The organism is Stenotrophomonas sp. FSL W7-1447, from assembly GCF_037966425.1.
In the GTDB taxonomy this organism is placed as follows: domain Bacteria; phylum Pseudomonadota; class Gammaproteobacteria; order Xanthomonadales; family Xanthomonadaceae; genus Stenotrophomonas; species Stenotrophomonas pavanii.
In genome coordinates, this window is sequence record NZ_CP150199.1 from 3,136,294 (window position 1) to 3,153,783 (window position 17,490).

The window sequence follows — 17,490 nt, forward strand, 5'->3', positions numbered from 1 at the left end:
ATGCGCTGGCTGCTGGCGTTGCTGCTTCTGATGCTGCCGCTGGCCGCGCTGGCCGCGCTGGCCCAGCAGCCACTGCACGACCCGCAGCCGCTGCAGTTCCGCGACGGCGCCGAAGAACGCCGCTTCCACGACCTGGCCGCGCAGCTGCGCTGCGTGCAGTGCCAGAACCAGTCGCTGGCCGACTCCAACGCGCAGATCGCCCAGGACCTGCGCCGGGAGGTGCTGCAGTTGATGCAGCAGGGCCACGACGACGCACAGATCAAGCAGTTCCTGGTCGCCCGCTATGGCGACTTCGTGCTCTATCAACCGCCCCTGCAGCCGGGTACCTGGCTGCTGTGGGGCGGCCCCTTGCTGGTGCTCGGCGCCGGCGCGCTGGTGGTGCTGCGCATCGTCCGCCGCCGTGGCCGGGACGTCACGGCCGCACCGGCCGGCAGCACCGATGAAGGAGACGGATGGTGAGTGCCGGGCTACCGCTCGTGGCCGGTCTGGTGGCAGCGCTGACGGCCGCGCTGGTGCTGTTGCCACTGCGCGGCCAGGGTCGCCGTGGTTTCGCGCTGGGCGTACTCGCACTGGGCGTGGCCGGCGCCTGCCTGTACCTGCTGGTCGGTGACCCGCGTGCCGCGCAGGTGCCGCCGACGGCCTCGGTGGCGACGCTGCGCGATGGCGTGCAGGCCCTGCAGGATGCGCTGAAGGATGACCCGCAGCGGGCCGATGGCTGGGCCCTGCTGGGCCGTTCGCAGGCCGAACTCGGCAACGTGGCCGCCGCAGCGGATGCCTTCGCACGCGCCGCCGCACTCGCCCCGGAAGATCCCGGCGTGCTGGTGGAAGCCGCACAGGCGCGTGCGCAGGCCGATGCCGGCAAGCAGTTCGATGACACCGCGATGGCCTGGCTGCAGCAGGCGCGTGCACAGGCACCCGATGCCGAACGTGCCAGCTGGCTGCTCGGCATCGCCCTGCGCCAGCGCGGAAAGAACGCCGAGGCCGCTGACGTGTGGAGCGACCTGCTGCCCCGGCTCGAACCGGGCGCCGCGCAGGCGTTGCAGGCGCAGATCGCCATCGCCCGCGAGGCCGCCGGCCAGGCGCCCGATACCGGCGCGGCGCCGCCGGCGCTGCTGCAGGTGCGCGTGCAGCTGCCTGCGCTGAAAAGCACTGAGTGGCCCGCCAGTACCCGGGTGTTCGTCATGGCCCGCGCCGTGGGTGGACCGCCGATGCCGGTGGCCGCACGCAAGCTGCCGCTGGCCGGTTTTCCGGACCCGGTCGGTCTGAGTGATGCCGACAGTCCGATGCCGACCGCGCCGCTGTCGGCCCATCGCGAAGTGGAAGTGCTGGCGCGCATCTCGCGCTCCGGCAGCGCCAACCGCAGCGAGGGCGACCTGCAGAGCGTGCCGGTGAAGGTGAGCCTGCCCCACGACGGTGTTGTAGAGCTGCGCTTCCCATAACGCGCCGCGGTAGTGCCGGCCGCTGGCCGGCAACCACGCAGGCGCATCAGGATTCATGAGGTTGCCGGCCAGCGGCCGGCACTACCTGCATCGCCGATGGAAACCAGCGTGTCGCCAGCTCCACATGCCGCCCCGCTAGAATGCCTGCATGACCGAATTCATCCCGCCCGGCACCCGCTTCCACGCCCTGCCCTCACCCTTTCCGTTCAAGCGCGGCGGCACCCTGCACGGCGCACGCGTGGCCTACGAAACCTGGGGCACCCTGGCGGCCGACGCCAGCAATGCGATCCTGATCGTGACCGGCCTGTCGCCGGACGCGCATGCGGCGGCCAACGAGGCCAACCCCGCACCCGGCTGGTGGGAAGCGATGGTAGGCCCCGGCAAACCGATCGACACCCATCGCTGGTTCGTGGTGTGCGTGAATTCGCTGGGCAGCTGCAAGGGCTCGACCGGCCCCGCCTCGCTGGATCCGGCCAGCGGTGAGCCCTATCGCCTGGACTTCCCCGAGCTGTCGATCGAAGACGGCGCGCGCGCCGCCATCGAGGTGGTGCGGGCACTGGGCATCACGCAACTGGCGTGCGTGATCGGCAATTCGATGGGCGGCATGACCGCGCTGGCCATCCTGATGCTGCATCCGGGCATCGCGCGCAGCCACATCAACATTTCCGGCAGTGCGCAGGCGCTGCCATTCTCGATCGCGATCCGTTCGCTGCAGCGCGAGGCGATCCGCCTGGATCCACGCTGGAACGGCGGCCACTACGACGATGCCGAGTACCCGGAGTCCGGCATGCGCATGGCGCGCAAGCTGGGCGTGATCACCTACCGCTCGGCGCTGGAGTGGGATGGCCGCTTCGGCCGCGTGCGGCTGGATTCGGACCAGACCGATGATGATCCGTTCGGCCTGGAGTTCCAGGTGGAAAGCTACCTGGAAGGCCATGCACGACGCTTCGTGCGTTTCTTCGACCCCAACTGCTACCTGTACCTGAGCCGCTCGATGGACTGGTTCGACCTGGCCGAGTATGCCGACGGCGACGTGCTGGCCGGGCTGGCGAAGATCCGTGTGGAGAAGGCGCTGGCGATCGGCGCCAACACCGACATCCTGTTCCCGGTACAGCAGCAGCAACAGGTTGCCGATGGCCTGCGGGCCGGCGGTGCCGATGCGCACTTCATCGGCCTGGAATCGCCGCAGGGCCACGACGCCTTCCTCGTCGACTTCGAACGTTTCGGCCCGGCCGTGCGCGGCTTCCTCGACGCGCTGTAAGTGGCCTGGCGGCGCAACCTCGCGCTGGCCGCGTTCGGCGCGCTGGCCGCATTGATGGTCAGCGGTGTGCTGCCGCTGTGGCTGGGTGGCTGGTGCCTGTTGGCCAGTGCGGTGTCGTTCGGCCTGTATGGCCACGACAAGCGCGCCGCGCAGCGCAAGCAGTGGCGGATTCCCGAGCGCACCCTGCAGCTGCTGGCCTTTGCCGGCGGTTGGCCGGGGGCGCTGCTTGGCCAGGCGCTGTTCCGCCACAAGCACCGCAAGGCTGCGTTCCAGTGGGTGTTCTGGCTCTGCGTGCTGGCCAACGTGGCCTCGATCGCGGTGATGCTGCGCGAGCTGTCGCGGTAACCACCCGCTGAGGTAGTGCCGGCCGCTGGCCGGCAATTCCGTATCCGTATCAAGTGCCACGAGGTTGCCGGCCAGCGGCCGGCACGACCGTTCACGCTTCGCGCACCAGGACCCCATCACGCAACCTGTACTGCGCGTCGACCACGCCGTCGGGCAGATCGTCGTGGGTGATCATCAGCAGGCTGCGCCCGTCCAGCAGGCCGGAAAGGTCCTGCAGCAGCGCGCGCGCCGTATCCACGTCGAGGCCCTCGGTCGGTTCGTCCAGCAGCAGGATCGGCGCAGCGCGCAGCAGCGCGCGCGCCAGCGCCAGCCGCCGTGCCTGGCCGGCCGACATCGTCGCGCCGTTCTCGCCCACCCACGCCTGCAGGCCACCGTTGCGCTCGGCCCATTCCCCCAGGCGCACGCGGCGCAGCACTGCCCACAATGCGGCGTCACTGGCCTCGGGATCACCCAGCCGCAGGTTCTCGGCCACGCTGCCGGCAAACACCGGCGCGTTCTGTGGCAGCCACGCAAGCTGTCGGTGCCACTCGGCCTGGGCCACGTCGCGCAGGTCGCGGCCACCATAGGTGATTCGCCCGTGCTGCGGGTCCCACAGCCGCAGCAGCAGGCTGGACAGCGTGGTCTTGCCGCTGCCGCTGTCGCCGCGGATGGCGATGCGTTCCCCCGGTGCCAGGGTCAACTGCAGGCCGGACAACACCGGCCGCGCGGCACCCGGCCACTGGAAATGCACGTCATCCCAGTGCACGCGCGCCGCCTGCGGCACCGGCTGCGGTACCTGGGGATCCTCCACCGCCGGGGGCTGCCCGACGATGGCCTGCAGGCGATCAGCGGCGATGCGCCCGGACTGCAGCGACTGCCAGGCCAGGCCCATGCCGGCCCACAATTCAATCAGCGCCACCGTCAGGAACATGAGGCCCGCAGCCATCTCCGCTGCAATGCGCTGCTGTTCGGCTGCGTGCAGGGTCAGCGCCAGCATCGCCACCAGGCCCAGTCCGGCAACCAGGCCGTGCAGGGTCGAGGCCGCGATCAGGCGCCAGCGGCGGCGGCGATCACGCGAGGCCAGCTGCTTGGCCGCCACGCGCACCTTCAATTGCCACGCTGCATTGGCGTGCAGCGCGGCCAGGTCGCCGGCGCCTTCCAGCCCTTCAAAGGCCGCGGTCCGCAATGCGGCGCGATGCGCGGCGCGGTCGGCCTCTTCATCGTCACGCCCCCGCACGCCCAGCCATGGCACGCCGAAGGCGATCAGCACCGCCAGCACCGCCAGCAGCAGCGCCGCCGACGGCAGGATCAGCGCCGCCGATGCCACCGCGACCAGCGACAGCGCGGCCAATGCCAGCAGTGGCCCGATGGCACGCACCAGCAGGCCGTCCACTTCGCCGATGTCGCCCAGCAGCCGGGCCAGCAGCTCGCCGGTGCGGGTAGCACCCAGCCGCGCCGGTGCCAGTGGCAGCGCGCGGCGGAAGAACCACACGCGCAGATCGCGGGCGATGCGCAGCGTGGCATCGTGGCCGATCAGCTTTTCGAAGTAGCGCGACACGATGCGCGCCATGGTCAGGCCGCGGATGCCCGCCGACGGCGAGAAGAAATTGAAGCCCTGGCCGAGGCCGGCCGCACCGGCCAGCGCGGCCGCAGTGAGGAACCCACCGGACAGGCCCAGCAGAGCGGTGCCGGCCAGCATCGTGGTCCACAGCAGCAGGACGGTCAGCAGCAGGCGCGGGCGATGGCGCAGGAACACCGCGCGCAGCGTATCGGGTGAACGGCTCATGCGCGCACCGCCTGTGCTGGTTCCAGCAGACGCCCTTCCGGCAACAGCAGGCAGCGGTCGGCCCAGGCGATCACGGCCGGGCTGTGGGTGGCGACCACCACGCTGCGGCCACGCGCATAGGCCGCCAGGCTGCGCAGCAACGCGGCTTCGGTGTCGGCATCCAGGAACGCGGTGGGCTCGTCCAGCAGCAGCACCTGCGGGTCCCGCAGCAACAGCCGGGCCAGGCCGATACGGCGCGCCTCGCCACCGGACAGGCCGAAGCCGCGCTCGCCGATCACCGTGTCCAGCCCCTGCGGCAGGCGCTGGGCAAACTGCACTACCTGCGCGGCCTCGGCGACCGCGCGCAGGCGCGCCTCGCTGGCACCGGGATCGGCCAGGCGCAGGTTGTCGGCGATGCTGCCGTGGAACAGGTACGGCCGCTGGCTGGCATAGGCCACCTGTACGCCCGGCCGCACCTGCAGCTTGCCGGCACGGGGTGGCAACCACCCGGCCAGCGCCTCCAGCAACGTGCTCTTGCCGGAACCGCTGGGACCGACCAGCGCCAGGCGCTGGCCCGGTTCCAGCAGCACGTCCAGATCCTGCAGCACATCATGCGGCGCCCCCAGCGGGCGCAGCGCCAGGCCTTCCGCGCGCAGCGGCGGCAACGCGGCCTCGGCCGGCTCCACCGCGAGCGGCACAGCCTCGCTTTCGATCAGGCCCTGCTCGTCCGGCAGCGACTGCAGCAGGCGTTCCACTTCGGCGGCGGCGGCCAGTGCATTGGCGCGGTCGTGGTAGTGCGCGGCCAGCCGGCGCAGCGGCGCGTAGAACTCCGGCGCCAGCAACAGGCAGAACAGGCCCGCGCCCAGTGTCGGCACCACTGCGTGCAGCGACATCATGCCCAGGTAGCTCAGGCCCAGGTACAGCGCCACCATCGCCACGCTCACCGAGGCGAAGAACTCCAGCACCGTGGACGACAGGAAGGCGATGCGCAGCACCTTCAGGGTGCGCACGCGCACGCCTTCGGCGGCGGCCTCCACGCCGGCCAGTTCGGCGTCACCGCGGCCATACAGCCGCAGCAGGCCCAGGCCTTTGATGCGATCGGCGAAATGGCCACTCATCCGCGCCAGCTCCCCCAACTGGGCGCGGCCAGCGGCTTCGGCGCCCCACCCCACCAGCATCATGAAGAACGGCACCAGCGGCGCGGTGAACAGCAGGATCAGCGCCACCACCCAGTCAACCCAGGCGACTGCGGCCAGGATCAGCAGCGGCACCACCACCACTTCGGTGCGCACCGGCAGGAACCCGCTGTAATAGCTCTCGATCGCATCACCGTGATGCAGCATCAGTTCGCCCAGTTCGCCGGTGCGGCGCTGGCGCAGCCACAGCGGGCCATGGCCGAGCAGGCGCGCGAACACGCGTTCACGCAGGGCCAGCCGCGCGGCATCGGCCACATCGCCGGCGGCCGCCTGGGTGGCGCTGCCCAGCAGCGTGCGCAGCACCAGGATCACCGCCAGCCCTGCCAGCACAGGCAGCCCCGAGGCCAGCGGCACGCGCTCCACCAGTACCTGCTGCACCAGCCAGGCGATGGCAGCCGCCTGGCCGATCAACAGGGCGCCGGACAGGCTGATGCACATCGCCGCCAGGCGCTGGCGGCCGCGCGCGGGCCGTGCCAGATCGGCCAGCCATGCACTGCGGGCGCGCCGCTGGCGGGTCGTTTCGGCGTCCTGGGACAGGCCGTCAGGGGTCGGTTCGGCGGCGCTCAAGGGGTCTTCACGGCAAACAGGGGAGACACGGCATTGTAGGCGCAGGCAACCGCCCACCCCTGCGGCCGGCGGTCGCAGTCTTCATCAGGTTGGCATACGATCAACCGGGGCACCTGTTCATACATTGATCTGGATCAAGGCTGTTTGAAGTAGTCGGTCACATCATTCACGTCGTAGACCACCCTTCCCGCCACCTGCAACGGCACTATCCAACGAGGTAGCCAGGCCATGATTGATCAGACAGTCGTAGAACTGTCGCGGCTGCAATTCGCGCTGACCGCGATGTACCACTTCCTATTCGTACCGCTCACTCTCGGCCTGTCCTTCATGGTGGCCATCATGGAGAGCGTGTACGTGATGACCGGCAAGGAGATCTGGCGCAGGATGACCCTGTTCTGGGGCGTCCTGTTCGGCATCAACTTCGCCATGGGCGTCGCCACCGGCATCGTCATGGAATTCCAGTTCGGCATGAACTGGTCGTACTACAGCCACTACGTGGGTGACATCTTCGGTGCGCCGCTGGCCATCGAAGGCCTGATGGCCTTCTTCCTGGAAGCCACCTTCGTCGGCCTGTTCTTCTTCGGCTGGAACCGCCTGACCAAGGTCAAGCACCTGATGGTGACCTGGCTGATGGCGCTGGGTACCAACCTGTCGGCGATCTGGATCCTGGTCGCCAACGGCTGGATGCAGAACCCGACCGGTGCGGTGTTCAACCCGGAAACCATGCGCATGGAAGTGGTCGACTTCATGGCGGTGGTGTTCAACCCGGTGGCGCAGGCCAAGTTCGTGCACACCGTCAGCGCCGGCTACGTGACCGGTGCGGTGTTCGTGATGGCGATCAGCGCCCTGTTCCTGCTGCGCAACAAGCACAAGGACCTGGCCCGTCGTTCGTTCGCGGTGGCCGCAGCGTTCGGACTGCTGTCGTCGCTGTCGGTGGTGGTGCTGGGTGACGAGAGCGGCTACGCCGCCAGCGAACACCAGAAGATGAAGCTGGCCGCGATCGAAGCGATGTGGGAGACCGAGCGTGCGCCGGCCGACTTCACCGCCTTCGGCATTCCCAACCAGACCACTCACCAGAACGATTACGCGGTGAAGATCCCCTACCTGATGGGCCTGATCGCCACCCGTTCGTTGAACCAGCCGATCCCGGGCATCCTGGAGCTGGTCGAGCGCGCCGAACACCGCGTGCGTGGTGGCCAGCTGGCCTACGGTGCGCTGGAACGCCTGCGTGCCAACAAGAACGACCTCGAAGCACGCGAGATGTTCGACCGCCACTGGCAGGACCTGGGCCACGGCCTGCTGCTCAAGCGCTACCGCGATGACATCCTCAACGCCACCCCGCAGGAGATCTCGCAGGCGGCGATGGACACCGTGCCGCGCGTGATGCCGCTGTTCTGGACCTTCCGCGTGATGGCCGGCCTGGGCTTCTACCTGATCGCCTTCTTCGCGCTGGCGTTCTACTACTCGTGCCGCAACAACTTCCAGGACAAGCGCTGGTTCCTCAAGCTGGCCCTGTGGACGCTGCCGGCACCGTGGATCGCGATCGAGTGCGGCTGGTTCGTCGCCGAGTACGGCCGCCAGCCGTGGGCGGTCGATGGCGTGCTGCCGACCTTCTATGCGGCATCGGGCCTGGCCCTGCATGAAATCGTGCTGACCCTGGCCGGCTTCACCGCGATCTACACCGCACTGATCGTGGTCGAGATCAAGCTGATGCTCAAGGCGATCCGCAAGGGTCCGGACGAACTGCTGCCGTCGCTGCAGTCGCCCCAGCCGCATGCTTCCCACAATGCCTCGGCGCCCGCCGCCGGCCAGGCCTGAGGCAGGAGAACCAAGATGGACTTCATTCTTCTGGACTACACCACGCTGCGCGTGATCTGGTGGCTGCTGCTCGGCATCCTGCTGATCGGTTTTGCCGTGATGGACGGCTTCGACCTGGGCGTGGGCACCCTGCTGCCCTTCGTCGCCCGCAACGATGCCGAACGCCGCCGGGTGATCAACACCATCGGCCCGGTCTGGGAAGGCAACCAGGTGTGGCTGATCCTGGGCGGCGGTGCGATCTTCGCCGCCTGGCCGCCGCTGTATGCGGTCAGCTTCTCGGGCTTCTACCTGGCGATGTTCGTGATCCTGTTCGCGCTGATCCTGCGCCCGGTCGGCTTCAAGTTCCGCAGCAAGATGCCGAGCGAGCGCTGGCGCAACACCTGGGACTGGGCGCTGTTCATCGGCGGCTTCATCCCGGCGCTGATCATGGGCGTGGCGGTGGGCAACGTGGTGCTGGGCGTGCCGTTCCACTTCGATGACAGCATGCGCATCTTCTACACCGGCTCGTTCTTCGGCCTGTTGATGCCCTTCGCGCTGCTGGCCGGCCTGCTCAGCGTGTCGATGCTGGTCGCCCACGGTGCCGCCATGCTGGTGCTGAAGACCGATGGCCCGGTGGCCGAGCGTGCCGCCCGCTTCGGCAGCATCGCGGCGATCATCGCCTTCGTGCTGTTCGCGGTGGGCGGCGCCTGGGTGGCCTTCGGCCTGCCGGGTTACCAGATCACCTCGCAGGTGGTTACCGATGGCGCCACCAATCCGTTGCTGAAGACCGCCGAACTCGGCGCCGCCGGTGGCTGGATGCGCAACTACAGCGCGATGCCGGCCACGATCCTGGCCCCGCTGCTCGGCCTGGCCGGCCTGCTGGCCAGTGCGGCGCTGCTGCGGGCCCGTCGCGGCGGACTGGCGTTCATCGCTTCGGGTGCGGCCATCGCCGGCATCATCCTGACCGTCGGTTTCGCCATCTTCCCGTTCCTGCTGCCGTCCTCGAGCCAGCCCACCTCCAGCCTGACCGTGTGGGATGCCTCGTCCAGTCACCTGACCCTGTGGATCATGCTGCTGGCCACGGCGGTGTTCCTGCCGATCATCCTCGCCTACACCACCTGGGTGTACCGCGTGCTGAAGGGCAAGACCACCACCGAAGAGATGGGCAACAACCCGAACGCCTATTGATTGCCGGTGTGCCGGCCGACCGCCGGCACACCCTTGAACTAAGGAGATTGACCATGTGGTACTTCGCCTGGATTCTCGGTGCCGGTCTCGCCTCGACGGTGGCCATCCTCAACGGCATGTGGTTCGAAGCCCGCGAGCAGAACCGCATCGAGAATGAAAATCGTCGCTGAGCTGTAAAAAAACCTTGCCGCCCTGGCCTTCACACGGTATCTTAGGCGGCTCCTTCGGGGTGTAGCTCAGTCTGGTAGAGCGCTACGTTCGGGACGTAGAGGTCGCAGGTTCGAATCCTGTCTCCCCGACCACTTCGGTGGTCGCATTGAAGCCTGGTGAAGTCATCCAGGCTTTTTTGTTCCCTGAAGTGACACCGCTTCGGCAGTGTGAAGGAACAGCATTTACCCCTTGCCGCCACCGGGGTGAATCGCTAGAATAGGCGGCTCCCTTCGGGGTGTAGCTCAGTCTGGTAGAGCGCTACGTTCGGGACGTAGAGGTCGCAGGTTCGAATCCTGTCTCCCCGACCACTTCGGTGGTCACCAAGAAGCCTGGAAGACGTCACTGTCCTCCGGGTTTTTTTGTATCAGCCGCCAGGCCGCCCGCATGACGGGACCTTGCCGGAGCGCGCACGTACAATGGCCGCGCTGCCGGCTTGCCTGCAGCCACTCCCCCACCTGCCGCTTCGGCGTAGACCGATGCCGGCGCTGCATGCCATTGCCCGGGCATGCGACACCTGCAAGGACCACCGATGAGTTCCTCCCCTTCCGATTCGCCGTCGCTGCTGCACGGACGCGTGCTGGCTTTCGCGGCCATCCTGCTGGCCGCGATCAACCTGCGCACGGCAGTCACCTCGATCACGCCACTGCTGGACGTGCTCGGCCAGCAGTTCGGCTTCGGCACCACCATGACCGGCGTGCTGGGCATGCTGCCGACCGCCTCGTTCGCGCTGTTCGGCGTGGCCACGCCGGCGCTGGCGCGGCGCCTGGGCCTGGAACGCACCACGCTGCTGGCGATGGTGATGGCGATGGCCGGCCTGCTGCTGCGCTCCAGCGCCGGCAACGTCGGCACGCTGCTGCTCGGTTCGGTCGTGGCGCTGGCCGGCATGGGCATCGGCAACGTGGTGGTCCCGCCGCTGGTGAAGCGCTACTTCGCCAACAAGGTCGGCACCATGAGCACCCTGTACATCAGCGTGCTGCAGCTGGGCACGATGCTGCCGGCATTGCTGGCGGTGCCGGTGGCCAATGCGGCCGGCTGGCGGGTCTCGCTGGGCATGTGGGCGCTGCTGGCGCTCGCCGCTGCACTGCCATGGCTGCTGCTGGCCAGGCGCGCACCGGCGCCGCAGGCCGACGCCACCGATCCGGCCGCGCAGCCACACGGCAGGGTCTGGCGCACGTCACTGGGCTGGAGCATGACGCTGATGTTCGGCATGACCTCGCTGATGACCTATTCGATGTTCACTTGGCTGCCGCGCATCGTGGTCGAAGCCGGCGGCACGCCCGCGTTCGGTGGCGTGATGGTGGCGGTGTTCTCCGCGTTGGGGCTGCTGCCGTCGCTGGTCATCCCGTCGATGGCGGTGCGCATGCAGAACCCGTTCCCGCTGGTGCTGATCGGCTATTCCTCGTTCGTGATCGCGTTCGCCGGCCTGCTGCTGGCACCGCTGAAGGCACCGCTGCTGTGGGCCTGCCTGCTCGGCGTGGGCCCGTCCACCTTCCCGCTGGCGCTGACCCTGATCAACCTGCGCACCCGCACCCCGACCGGTTCGGCCGCGCTGTCCGGCTTCATGCAGGGCGTGGGCTACAGCTTCAGCTGCCTGGGCCCGTTCCTGGTCGGCTGGCTGCACACCGTCAGCACGGGCTGGACCCTCCCGTTCAGCTTCCTGTTCGGCTGCGCCACGCTGATGCTGTGCGCCTCGTGGGTGGCCTGCAAGCCGCGCAAACTGGAAGATCTCTGGTAACCGGCCGGGGCCGCCAGACAGCCCCAGCTACCGCTCGTCAGCCACCCGGGGAATTTTGACGCCGGGCTGACAATTCCGGGCGGATAGTGCCCACGAATGCCCATCCTTGCCGCGTGCCGGCATCGGGCATGGGGGCGGCACCGCCGCCCAGGCCACCACTCGGTGTGCGGGGGACTCTCGTTTCAGACAAGACATTGCAGGTCGCTGTCCGGGTTGTATCCGTCTTCGCTGGGCGGGAATGCACGAAGGGAGTGACGCGGGCCACGGCCACGCCAAAAGCTGGCATGTGATGTGCGTCACATTTTTCAGGTTGTCTGGTTTGGAAGCCAAGGGGGTCCCCAATGGTTGTCCACCGTCGGCTGGCGCTCTGCGTCGGCCTTGCCTGTACCGCGCTGGCCTGGGCCAGCAGCGCTGCTCCACCGAGCGGCCGCGAGGCGGCCCTGGCCGAGATCGGCCACTACCGCGACCAGGCCCGCTGGCTGGATGCCCTGGGCGCGATCGAGCGCGCCAGCCAGCAACAGCCCGATGACGACCTGCTGTTCAAGCTGCGCGTATTGACGCTGGGCGACATCGGCAACGCCTGGCGCGCGTGGGAGCTGTACCAGCAGCGCCCGCAACTGTTCGATGCCGCCCAGAAGCAGCGCCTGGAAGGTGACTACCTGGCCAAGCTGGTGGTCTGGAGCCTGGCCTACAGCAGCAGCGAGGACAGCCGCCTGCAAGAGGCCGAATCGACCCTGGCCCGCATGCAGCGCTACCTCGGCGGCGAAGGCACCCCACCCTCGCAGGCACCACTACGCATCCGCATGGACCGGCTGATCCTGCTCAACCGGCTGGGCCGCCATGCGCAGGTGCGCGAGGAAGCACGGGCGCTGCAGGCCGAAGGCCACACCCTGCCCGACTACGTGCTGCCCGCCGTCGGCGATTCGCTGATGGGCACCCTGCACCCGGAGGAAGCCATTCCGGTACTGCAGGCGGCGGTGGCAGGCGACCCGACGCGCGATGCCTCGCATTCGGAGCTGGCCTATGCCTATCTGGAAAGCGAACAGCAGGAAAAGGCCATCGACCTGTTGCAGGCATGGCGCGACAAGGAACCGGCGTGGCGCTGGAGCAACGGCAAGGCACCGTACGCGAACTGGTCGCGCTACGAGGCCGATCTCAACCTGGCGATGGTGCGCGCCTACAGCGGTGACCTGCGCACCGCGCAGCACGACCTGGAATCGATGGTCGACATCGCACCGGGCAACGGCGGCCTGCAGAGTGCGCTGGGCAGCGTCTACATGATGCGCGGCTGGCCACGCCGGGCGCTGCAGCGGCAGCAGATGGCACACGCGCTCGACCCGCGAGACATCGAACCGCGGCTGGGCATGGAAGAGGCCTATGTCGCCCTGCAGCGCGACGACCTGGCGCGGCCGCTGCACGATGACCTGGTCGCGCGCTACCCCACCCAACCGGCGGTCGAACGCATGGACCAGGCCTGGCGCGCGCATCGCGGCTGGCAGCTGAAGGCCTGGACCGACATCGGCCGCAGCTCCGGGGGCGGTGGCACCTCGCCACTGGGCAACAACGACCGCCACTACGGCGTGGAAGTGGAGACACCGCTCCTTGATGACCGCTGGCGGTTGTTCGCCCTGGCCGACCGGCGCTCGACCGACTTCCAGGACCAGCGCATCGATCCGCTGTGGCTGGGTGCGGGCGTGCGTTACCGCTTCGGGCGGCTGGATGCGGAAGCGGCGGTGCTGCGCGCCAACGACCACATCGGCGACACCGGCCTGCGCTTCGGCGTCGGCTGGCAGTTCAACGATTCCTGGCACGCCGGCCTGGTGGTCGCACGCAATGACCCGGAGGCCTCGATGCAGGCGCGTGCGGCCGGCATCACCGCCGACAGCGTGAGCGCACAGGTGGACTACCGGCGCAGCGAGCTGACCCACTGGACGTTCGGCGCGAGCCGCTTCCGCTATGACGACGGCAACCACCGCGAGCTGTTCGGCACCAGTGTCCAACAGCGCCTGCTGACCCGCCCGCGCTGGCTGATCGATGGCCTGGCCAGCGCCTACACCAGTCGCGGCAGCCGCGACGATGCGCCCTACTTCAACCCGAAGCGCGACCGCATGGTCGAGATAGGGCTGCGCATCGACCAGCAGCTGTGGCGGCACTACGAGCGCCACTTCCGGCATCGCCTGACCGTCTCGCTGGGCGACTACTGGCAGGACGGTTTCGGCAGTGCACTGGTACCGACGGTGTCCTACATGCACGAGTGGCAGCTGGGTCCCGGCCGCGTGTTCGAGTATGGCGTGCGCTGGTCACGGCCGGTCTACGACGGCCACCGCGAGCGCCACATCGGCTTCGAAGCCGCATTGCGCTGGGGAGACTGACATGGCCCGCATCCTGCGACTGATCGTGCTCCTGCTGCTGGCCATTGCGCCATCGGCCCCGGCGCAGCAGGCCCTGGATCTCGATGCGATCGACAACGGCCTGCTGATCCTCAGCTACCACGACATCCGCGACCAGGTCGCCGCCAAGGGCGATGCCGACAGCTACGCGGTGAGCACGCAGAACTTCGCCGCGCACCTGGACTGGCTGGGCGCACACGGCTACCACCCGGTTTCGCTGTCGCAGCTGATCGAGGCCTCGCAGGGCCGCGCCACGCTGCCTCCCAAGCCGGTGCTGCTGACCTTCGACGATGGCCTGCGCAGCGTCTACGACAAGGCCTTCCCGCTGCTGCAGGCCTACCGCTACCCGGCGCTGGTGGCGGTGATCACCGACTATGTGGACATGGCACCGGGCCGCACCATCGACTACGGCTACCGCCGGTTCGGCCACGATGACTTCGTGACCTGGGCGCAGCTGAAGCAGATGCACGACAGTGGCCTGATCGAAGTGGCCAGCCACACCGATGACCTGCACCACGGCGTGCTTGCCAATCCGCAGGGAAACTCCACGCCCGCCGTGGTCACCCGCATCTACACCCCGGCCACGCGCAGCTACGAGAGCGAGACGCAGTATGAGCAGCGCCTGCGCACTGATCTTTCGCGCAGCGTGCAGCGCATCCAGCAGCACCTGGGCGTGCGCCCGCGCGCCATCGTCTGGCCATATGCCGCGTACAACCAGTTGAGCAACGACATTGCCGAGCAGCTGGGCATGCCGGTCTCGTTCGACCTGGAAGGCCGCAGCACGCCGGTGGCCAGCGACCTGCACGGGCTGGCACGGTTGCTGGTGAGCAACAACCCGACCGTGGAGGGCCTGGCCTACGAACTGCGCCGTGACGTCGCGCTCGACGGCATCCGCGCCCTGCAGATCGACCTGGATGATGTCTACGACGCGGATCCGGCGCAGCAGGCACGCAACCTCGACGCGCTGGTCGAGCGGGTCAAGCGCATCGCGCCCACCCACGTCTACCTGCAGGCCTTCGCCGACCCGGACGGCAACAACACGGCCGACGCACTGTACTTTCCCAACCGGCACATGCCGATGCGCGCGGACCTGTTCAGCCGTGTTGCCTGGCAGCTCAAATCGCGCGCGGGCGTGAAGGTCTACGCATGGCTGCCGGTGCTCGGCTTCGAACTGCCCCACCCGGCGCAGCGCAAGACGCTGGCGATCCGCAACGGCGATGCCGACGGCATGTATCGGCTGGACTTCACCAACCCGAAGGCACGCCAGATCATGCTCGACATCTACGAAGATCTGGCGGTCAATTCCTATTTCGAGGGGCTGCTGTTCCATGACGATGGCTACCTGCGCGACACCGAGCTGCCCGCGCTGGCCGCCGGTGCCGACGGCAGCGCGCGTACCCAGGCCCTGATCGACTTCACCCTGGCCCTGCGCAACAGCGCGCAGCGCTGGCGGCCGAAACTGGCAACGGTGCGCAACCTGTATGCCGAACCGGTACTTCGTCCGCAGAGCGAAGCCTGGTTCGCGCAGCGCCTGGACCTGTTCAACCGGGCCTACGACCAGACCGCGCTGATGGCGATGCCCTGGATGGAAGGCAGCAAGCAGCCGGAACGCTGGCTCGACCAGCTGCTGGCTGCGGTACGCGCGCACGACCCGCAGCTGCAGCACACGCTGTTCGAACTGCAGACCGTCGATTGGCGCAGCGGGCAGCCGATTCCCGCCGAACGCCTGCGTGCGCAGATCCGCCAGCTGCAGGCGCAGGGCGTGCACCACTTCGCCTGGTACCCGGACGACTTCATCGGTGACCAGCCTTCCACCCACGATGCCCGCGCGGCGATGTCCGCCGGCAACTTCCCGTACCCGGAGAAGTGACGTGGACATGCATCCGCTGCTGCAGGTTCTGTTCCAGTTCGCCTTCTACTACCCGATGGTGATGGCGTTCTTCTGGATGTCCGGCGGCCTGTACTACTACTTCCGGCGTGAACGCCACTCGCGCCCGCGCAACGATCCCCCGTTGATGATCGCTCCCCCCTTCGCCACCCTGCTGGTGCCCTGCCACAACGAAGCGGAGAACCTGGACGACACGCTTGCCGCGGCGCTGGCGCAGCGCTACCCCGCCGACTATGAGGTGATCGCCATCGACGATGGCAGCAGCGATGACACCGGCGCGCGGCTGGACGCCCTGGCAGCGAAGCACCCGCGGCTGCGCGTGCTGCACCTGGACCGCAACCTGGGCAAGGCCAATGCGCTGCGCATGGGCGCGCTGGCCGCGCGCTCGGAATACCTGGTCTGCATCGATGGCGATGCCATGCTGGAGGAACATGCGCTGCACTGGATGGTCTGGCATCTGGTCAGCGGCAACCGGGTCGGTGCAGTCACCGGCAACCCGCGCATCCGCAACCGCTCCACCCTGCTTGGCCGCCTGCAGGTCGCCGAGTTCTCCTCCATCATCGGCATGATCAAGCGCGCACAACGCGTCTATGGCCGCATCTTCACCCTCTCCGGGGTGATCGCCGGCTTCCGCCGTACCGCCCTGCACCAGGTGGGCTGGTGGTCGGATGACATGGTGACCGAGGACATCGACATCAGCTGGCGCCTGCAGCGCGCGCACTGGGACATCCGCTACGAGCCCAATGCGCTGTGCTTCATCCTGATGCCGGAGACACTCAAAGGCCTGTGGCGGCAGCGGCTGCGCTGGGCGCAGGGCGGCGTGGAGGTGATGCTGCGCCACGCGCGCTCGCTGCTGCACTGGAAAGAGCGGCGCATGTGGGGCGTGCTGCTGGAGTACGTGCTGAGCGTGATCTGGGCCTACACCATGCTGTTCATCGTGCTGCTGTGGGCGCTGGGCAAGTTCTTCGAGCTGCCACCGCAGCTGCACATCGCCACCCTGCTGCCGGAGTGGCATGGCGTGATCCTGGCAATGGTCTGCCTGCTGCAGTTCGCCAGCAGCCTGATCATCGACCGGCGCTACGAGACACAGATTGGACGCAACTACTTCTGGGTCATCTGGTACCCGATGGCGTACTGGCTGATCAGCCTTTCCACCACCCTGGTGGCGCTGCCGAAGACGCTGCTGCGCCGTCGCAGCAGGCGCGCCACCTGGACCAGCCCTGACCGGGGGATCCGATGAACGCGCACCACCCGTCCAACCGCTTCGACTCGCGGATGATCCGCAAGCCGCATCGCCAGCCACGCTTCCAGCGCACCGCCTGGGGATTTGTCACCCTGGCGTTCTGGGGCTTCTACTTCTACCTGTGGGCACCACTGGTGACTCTGCTGTCGTGGTTGATCGGCGGCCAGCTGGCCTGGCGGCAGCTGTACGAACGACAGGGCCAGTTCGACCCGTACGTGCTGGTCGCGCTGCCATTGCTGCTGCTGTGCGCCAGCGTACTGCTGATCACCTGGGCCGAGTACAACCGCGCCCGCTTCCGTGGCCGCGAACGTCGCCAGCCAAGGCCACTGGCCAGCCTCAACGAAGTCGCGGCCGATCTGGGGGCCAGCGCAGGACTGGCCGAACGGCTGATGGGCTGCAAGGCCGCCACCCTGCACATGGATGACCACGCACGGCCGGTCGGCATCCGCCGCGAGGTGGTGTAGCCCGACGACCTGGTGGATGCCGA

The 17,490-nt window shown here is 68.3% G+C and carries 14 protein-coding genes and 2 tRNA genes; 14 read left to right on the forward strand and 2 right to left on the reverse strand.

Annotated features, from left to right (window positions below):
* From NSQ78_RS14740 to NSQ78_RS14755, 4 genes are all read left to right on the forward strand, one after another.
* Window positions 1-459, forward strand: a complete 459-nt coding sequence (locus NSQ78_RS14740; protein WP_064238884.1) for a cytochrome c-type biogenesis protein — start codon at window positions 1-3, stop codon at window positions 457-459.
* Complete coding sequence (locus NSQ78_RS14745) at window positions 453-1,439, forward strand: cytochrome C biogenesis protein (protein ID WP_064238885.1); 987 nt, start codon at window positions 453-455, stop codon at window positions 1,437-1,439. The genes NSQ78_RS14740 and NSQ78_RS14745 overlap by 7 nt, the downstream gene beginning before the upstream one ends.
* 148 nt (window positions 1,440-1,587) lie before the next feature.
* Window positions 1,588-2,700 (forward strand): homoserine O-acetyltransferase, encoded by a 1,113-nt coding sequence (locus NSQ78_RS14750; protein WP_064238886.1) that lies wholly within the window; start codon window positions 1,588-1,590, stop codon window positions 2,698-2,700.
* Entirely contained in the window at window positions 2,701-3,045 is a 345-nt protein-coding gene (locus NSQ78_RS14755; protein WP_049464997.1) for a DUF1294 domain-containing protein, read from the forward strand.
* Between the two features lie 91 nt (window positions 3,046-3,136).
* Here the strand turns inward: NSQ78_RS14755 and cydC are convergent, their stop codons facing one another.
* Together cydC and cydD are read right to left on the reverse strand one after the other, a co-directional pair.
* Entirely contained in the window at window positions 3,137-4,810 is a 1,674-nt protein-coding gene (gene cydC, locus NSQ78_RS14760; RefSeq protein WP_064238887.1) for a thiol reductant ABC exporter subunit CydC, read from the reverse strand.
* A complete protein-coding gene (gene cydD / locus NSQ78_RS14765) occupies window positions 4,807-6,552 on the reverse strand; it encodes a thiol reductant ABC exporter subunit CydD (RefSeq protein WP_064238888.1) in 1,746 nt (581 codons plus the stop codon). Before cydD ends, cydC begins: the two co-directional genes overlap by 4 nt.
* Before the next feature lie 228 nt (window positions 6,553-6,780).
* On the opposite strand from cydD, the gene NSQ78_RS14770 reads away from it, so the two are divergent.
* From NSQ78_RS14770 to pgaD, 10 genes are all read left to right on the forward strand, one after another.
* Window positions 6,781-8,370, forward strand: coding sequence for a cytochrome ubiquinol oxidase subunit I (locus NSQ78_RS14770; RefSeq protein ID WP_049464990.1), 1,590 nt, complete (start codon window positions 6,781-6,783; stop codon window positions 8,368-8,370).
* Between the two features lie 15 nt (window positions 8,371-8,385).
* Window positions 8,386-9,537: a cytochrome d ubiquinol oxidase subunit II gene (gene cydB / locus NSQ78_RS14775; protein ID WP_049464989.1), complete on the forward strand. Its 1,152-nt coding sequence runs from the start codon at window positions 8,386-8,388 to the stop codon at window positions 9,535-9,537.
* 53 nt (window positions 9,538-9,590) lie between these two features.
* Complete coding sequence (gene cydX, locus NSQ78_RS14780) at window positions 9,591-9,707, forward strand: cytochrome bd-I oxidase subunit CydX (RefSeq protein ID WP_021204639.1); 117 nt, start codon at window positions 9,591-9,593, stop codon at window positions 9,705-9,707.
* A 55-nt stretch (window positions 9,708-9,762) separates the two neighbouring features.
* Window positions 9,763-9,839, forward strand: a tRNA-Pro gene (locus NSQ78_RS14785).
* A 139-nt stretch (window positions 9,840-9,978) separates the two neighbouring features.
* Window positions 9,979-10,055: transfer RNA gene (locus tag NSQ78_RS14790), tRNA-Pro, on the forward strand.
* Window positions 10,056-10,276: 221 nt separating this feature from the next.
* Window positions 10,277-11,482 (forward strand): MFS transporter, encoded by a 1,206-nt coding sequence (locus tag NSQ78_RS14795; RefSeq protein ID WP_064238889.1) that lies wholly within the window; start codon window positions 10,277-10,279, stop codon window positions 11,480-11,482.
* Between the two features lie 341 nt (window positions 11,483-11,823).
* Window positions 11,824-13,854 (forward strand): poly-beta-1,6 N-acetyl-D-glucosamine export porin PgaA, encoded by a 2,031-nt coding sequence (pgaA, locus tag NSQ78_RS14800; protein WP_064238890.1) that lies wholly within the window; start codon window positions 11,824-11,826, stop codon window positions 13,852-13,854.
* A 1-nt stretch (window position 13,855) separates the two neighbouring features.
* Complete coding sequence (gene pgaB / locus NSQ78_RS14805) at window positions 13,856-15,742, forward strand: poly-beta-1,6-N-acetyl-D-glucosamine N-deacetylase PgaB (protein WP_064238891.1); 1,887 nt, start codon at window positions 13,856-13,858, stop codon at window positions 15,740-15,742.
* Window positions 15,743-15,749: 7 nt separating this feature from the next.
* The gene (gene pgaC, locus NSQ78_RS14810) at window positions 15,750-17,000 is read left to right on the forward strand and encodes a poly-beta-1,6-N-acetyl-D-glucosamine synthase (protein WP_188238400.1); all 1,251 of its coding nucleotides are present in this window, start codon (window positions 15,750-15,752) and stop codon (window positions 16,998-17,000) included.
* Window positions 16,997-17,467 carry a poly-beta-1,6-N-acetyl-D-glucosamine biosynthesis protein PgaD gene (gene pgaD, locus NSQ78_RS14815; protein ID WP_049468144.1) on the forward strand — a complete coding sequence of 157 codons (471 nt, stop codon included), beginning with the start codon at window positions 16,997-16,999 and terminating at the stop codon, window positions 17,465-17,467. Before pgaC ends, pgaD begins: the two co-directional genes overlap by 4 nt.
* Window positions 17,468-17,490: the final 23 nt, after the last annotated feature.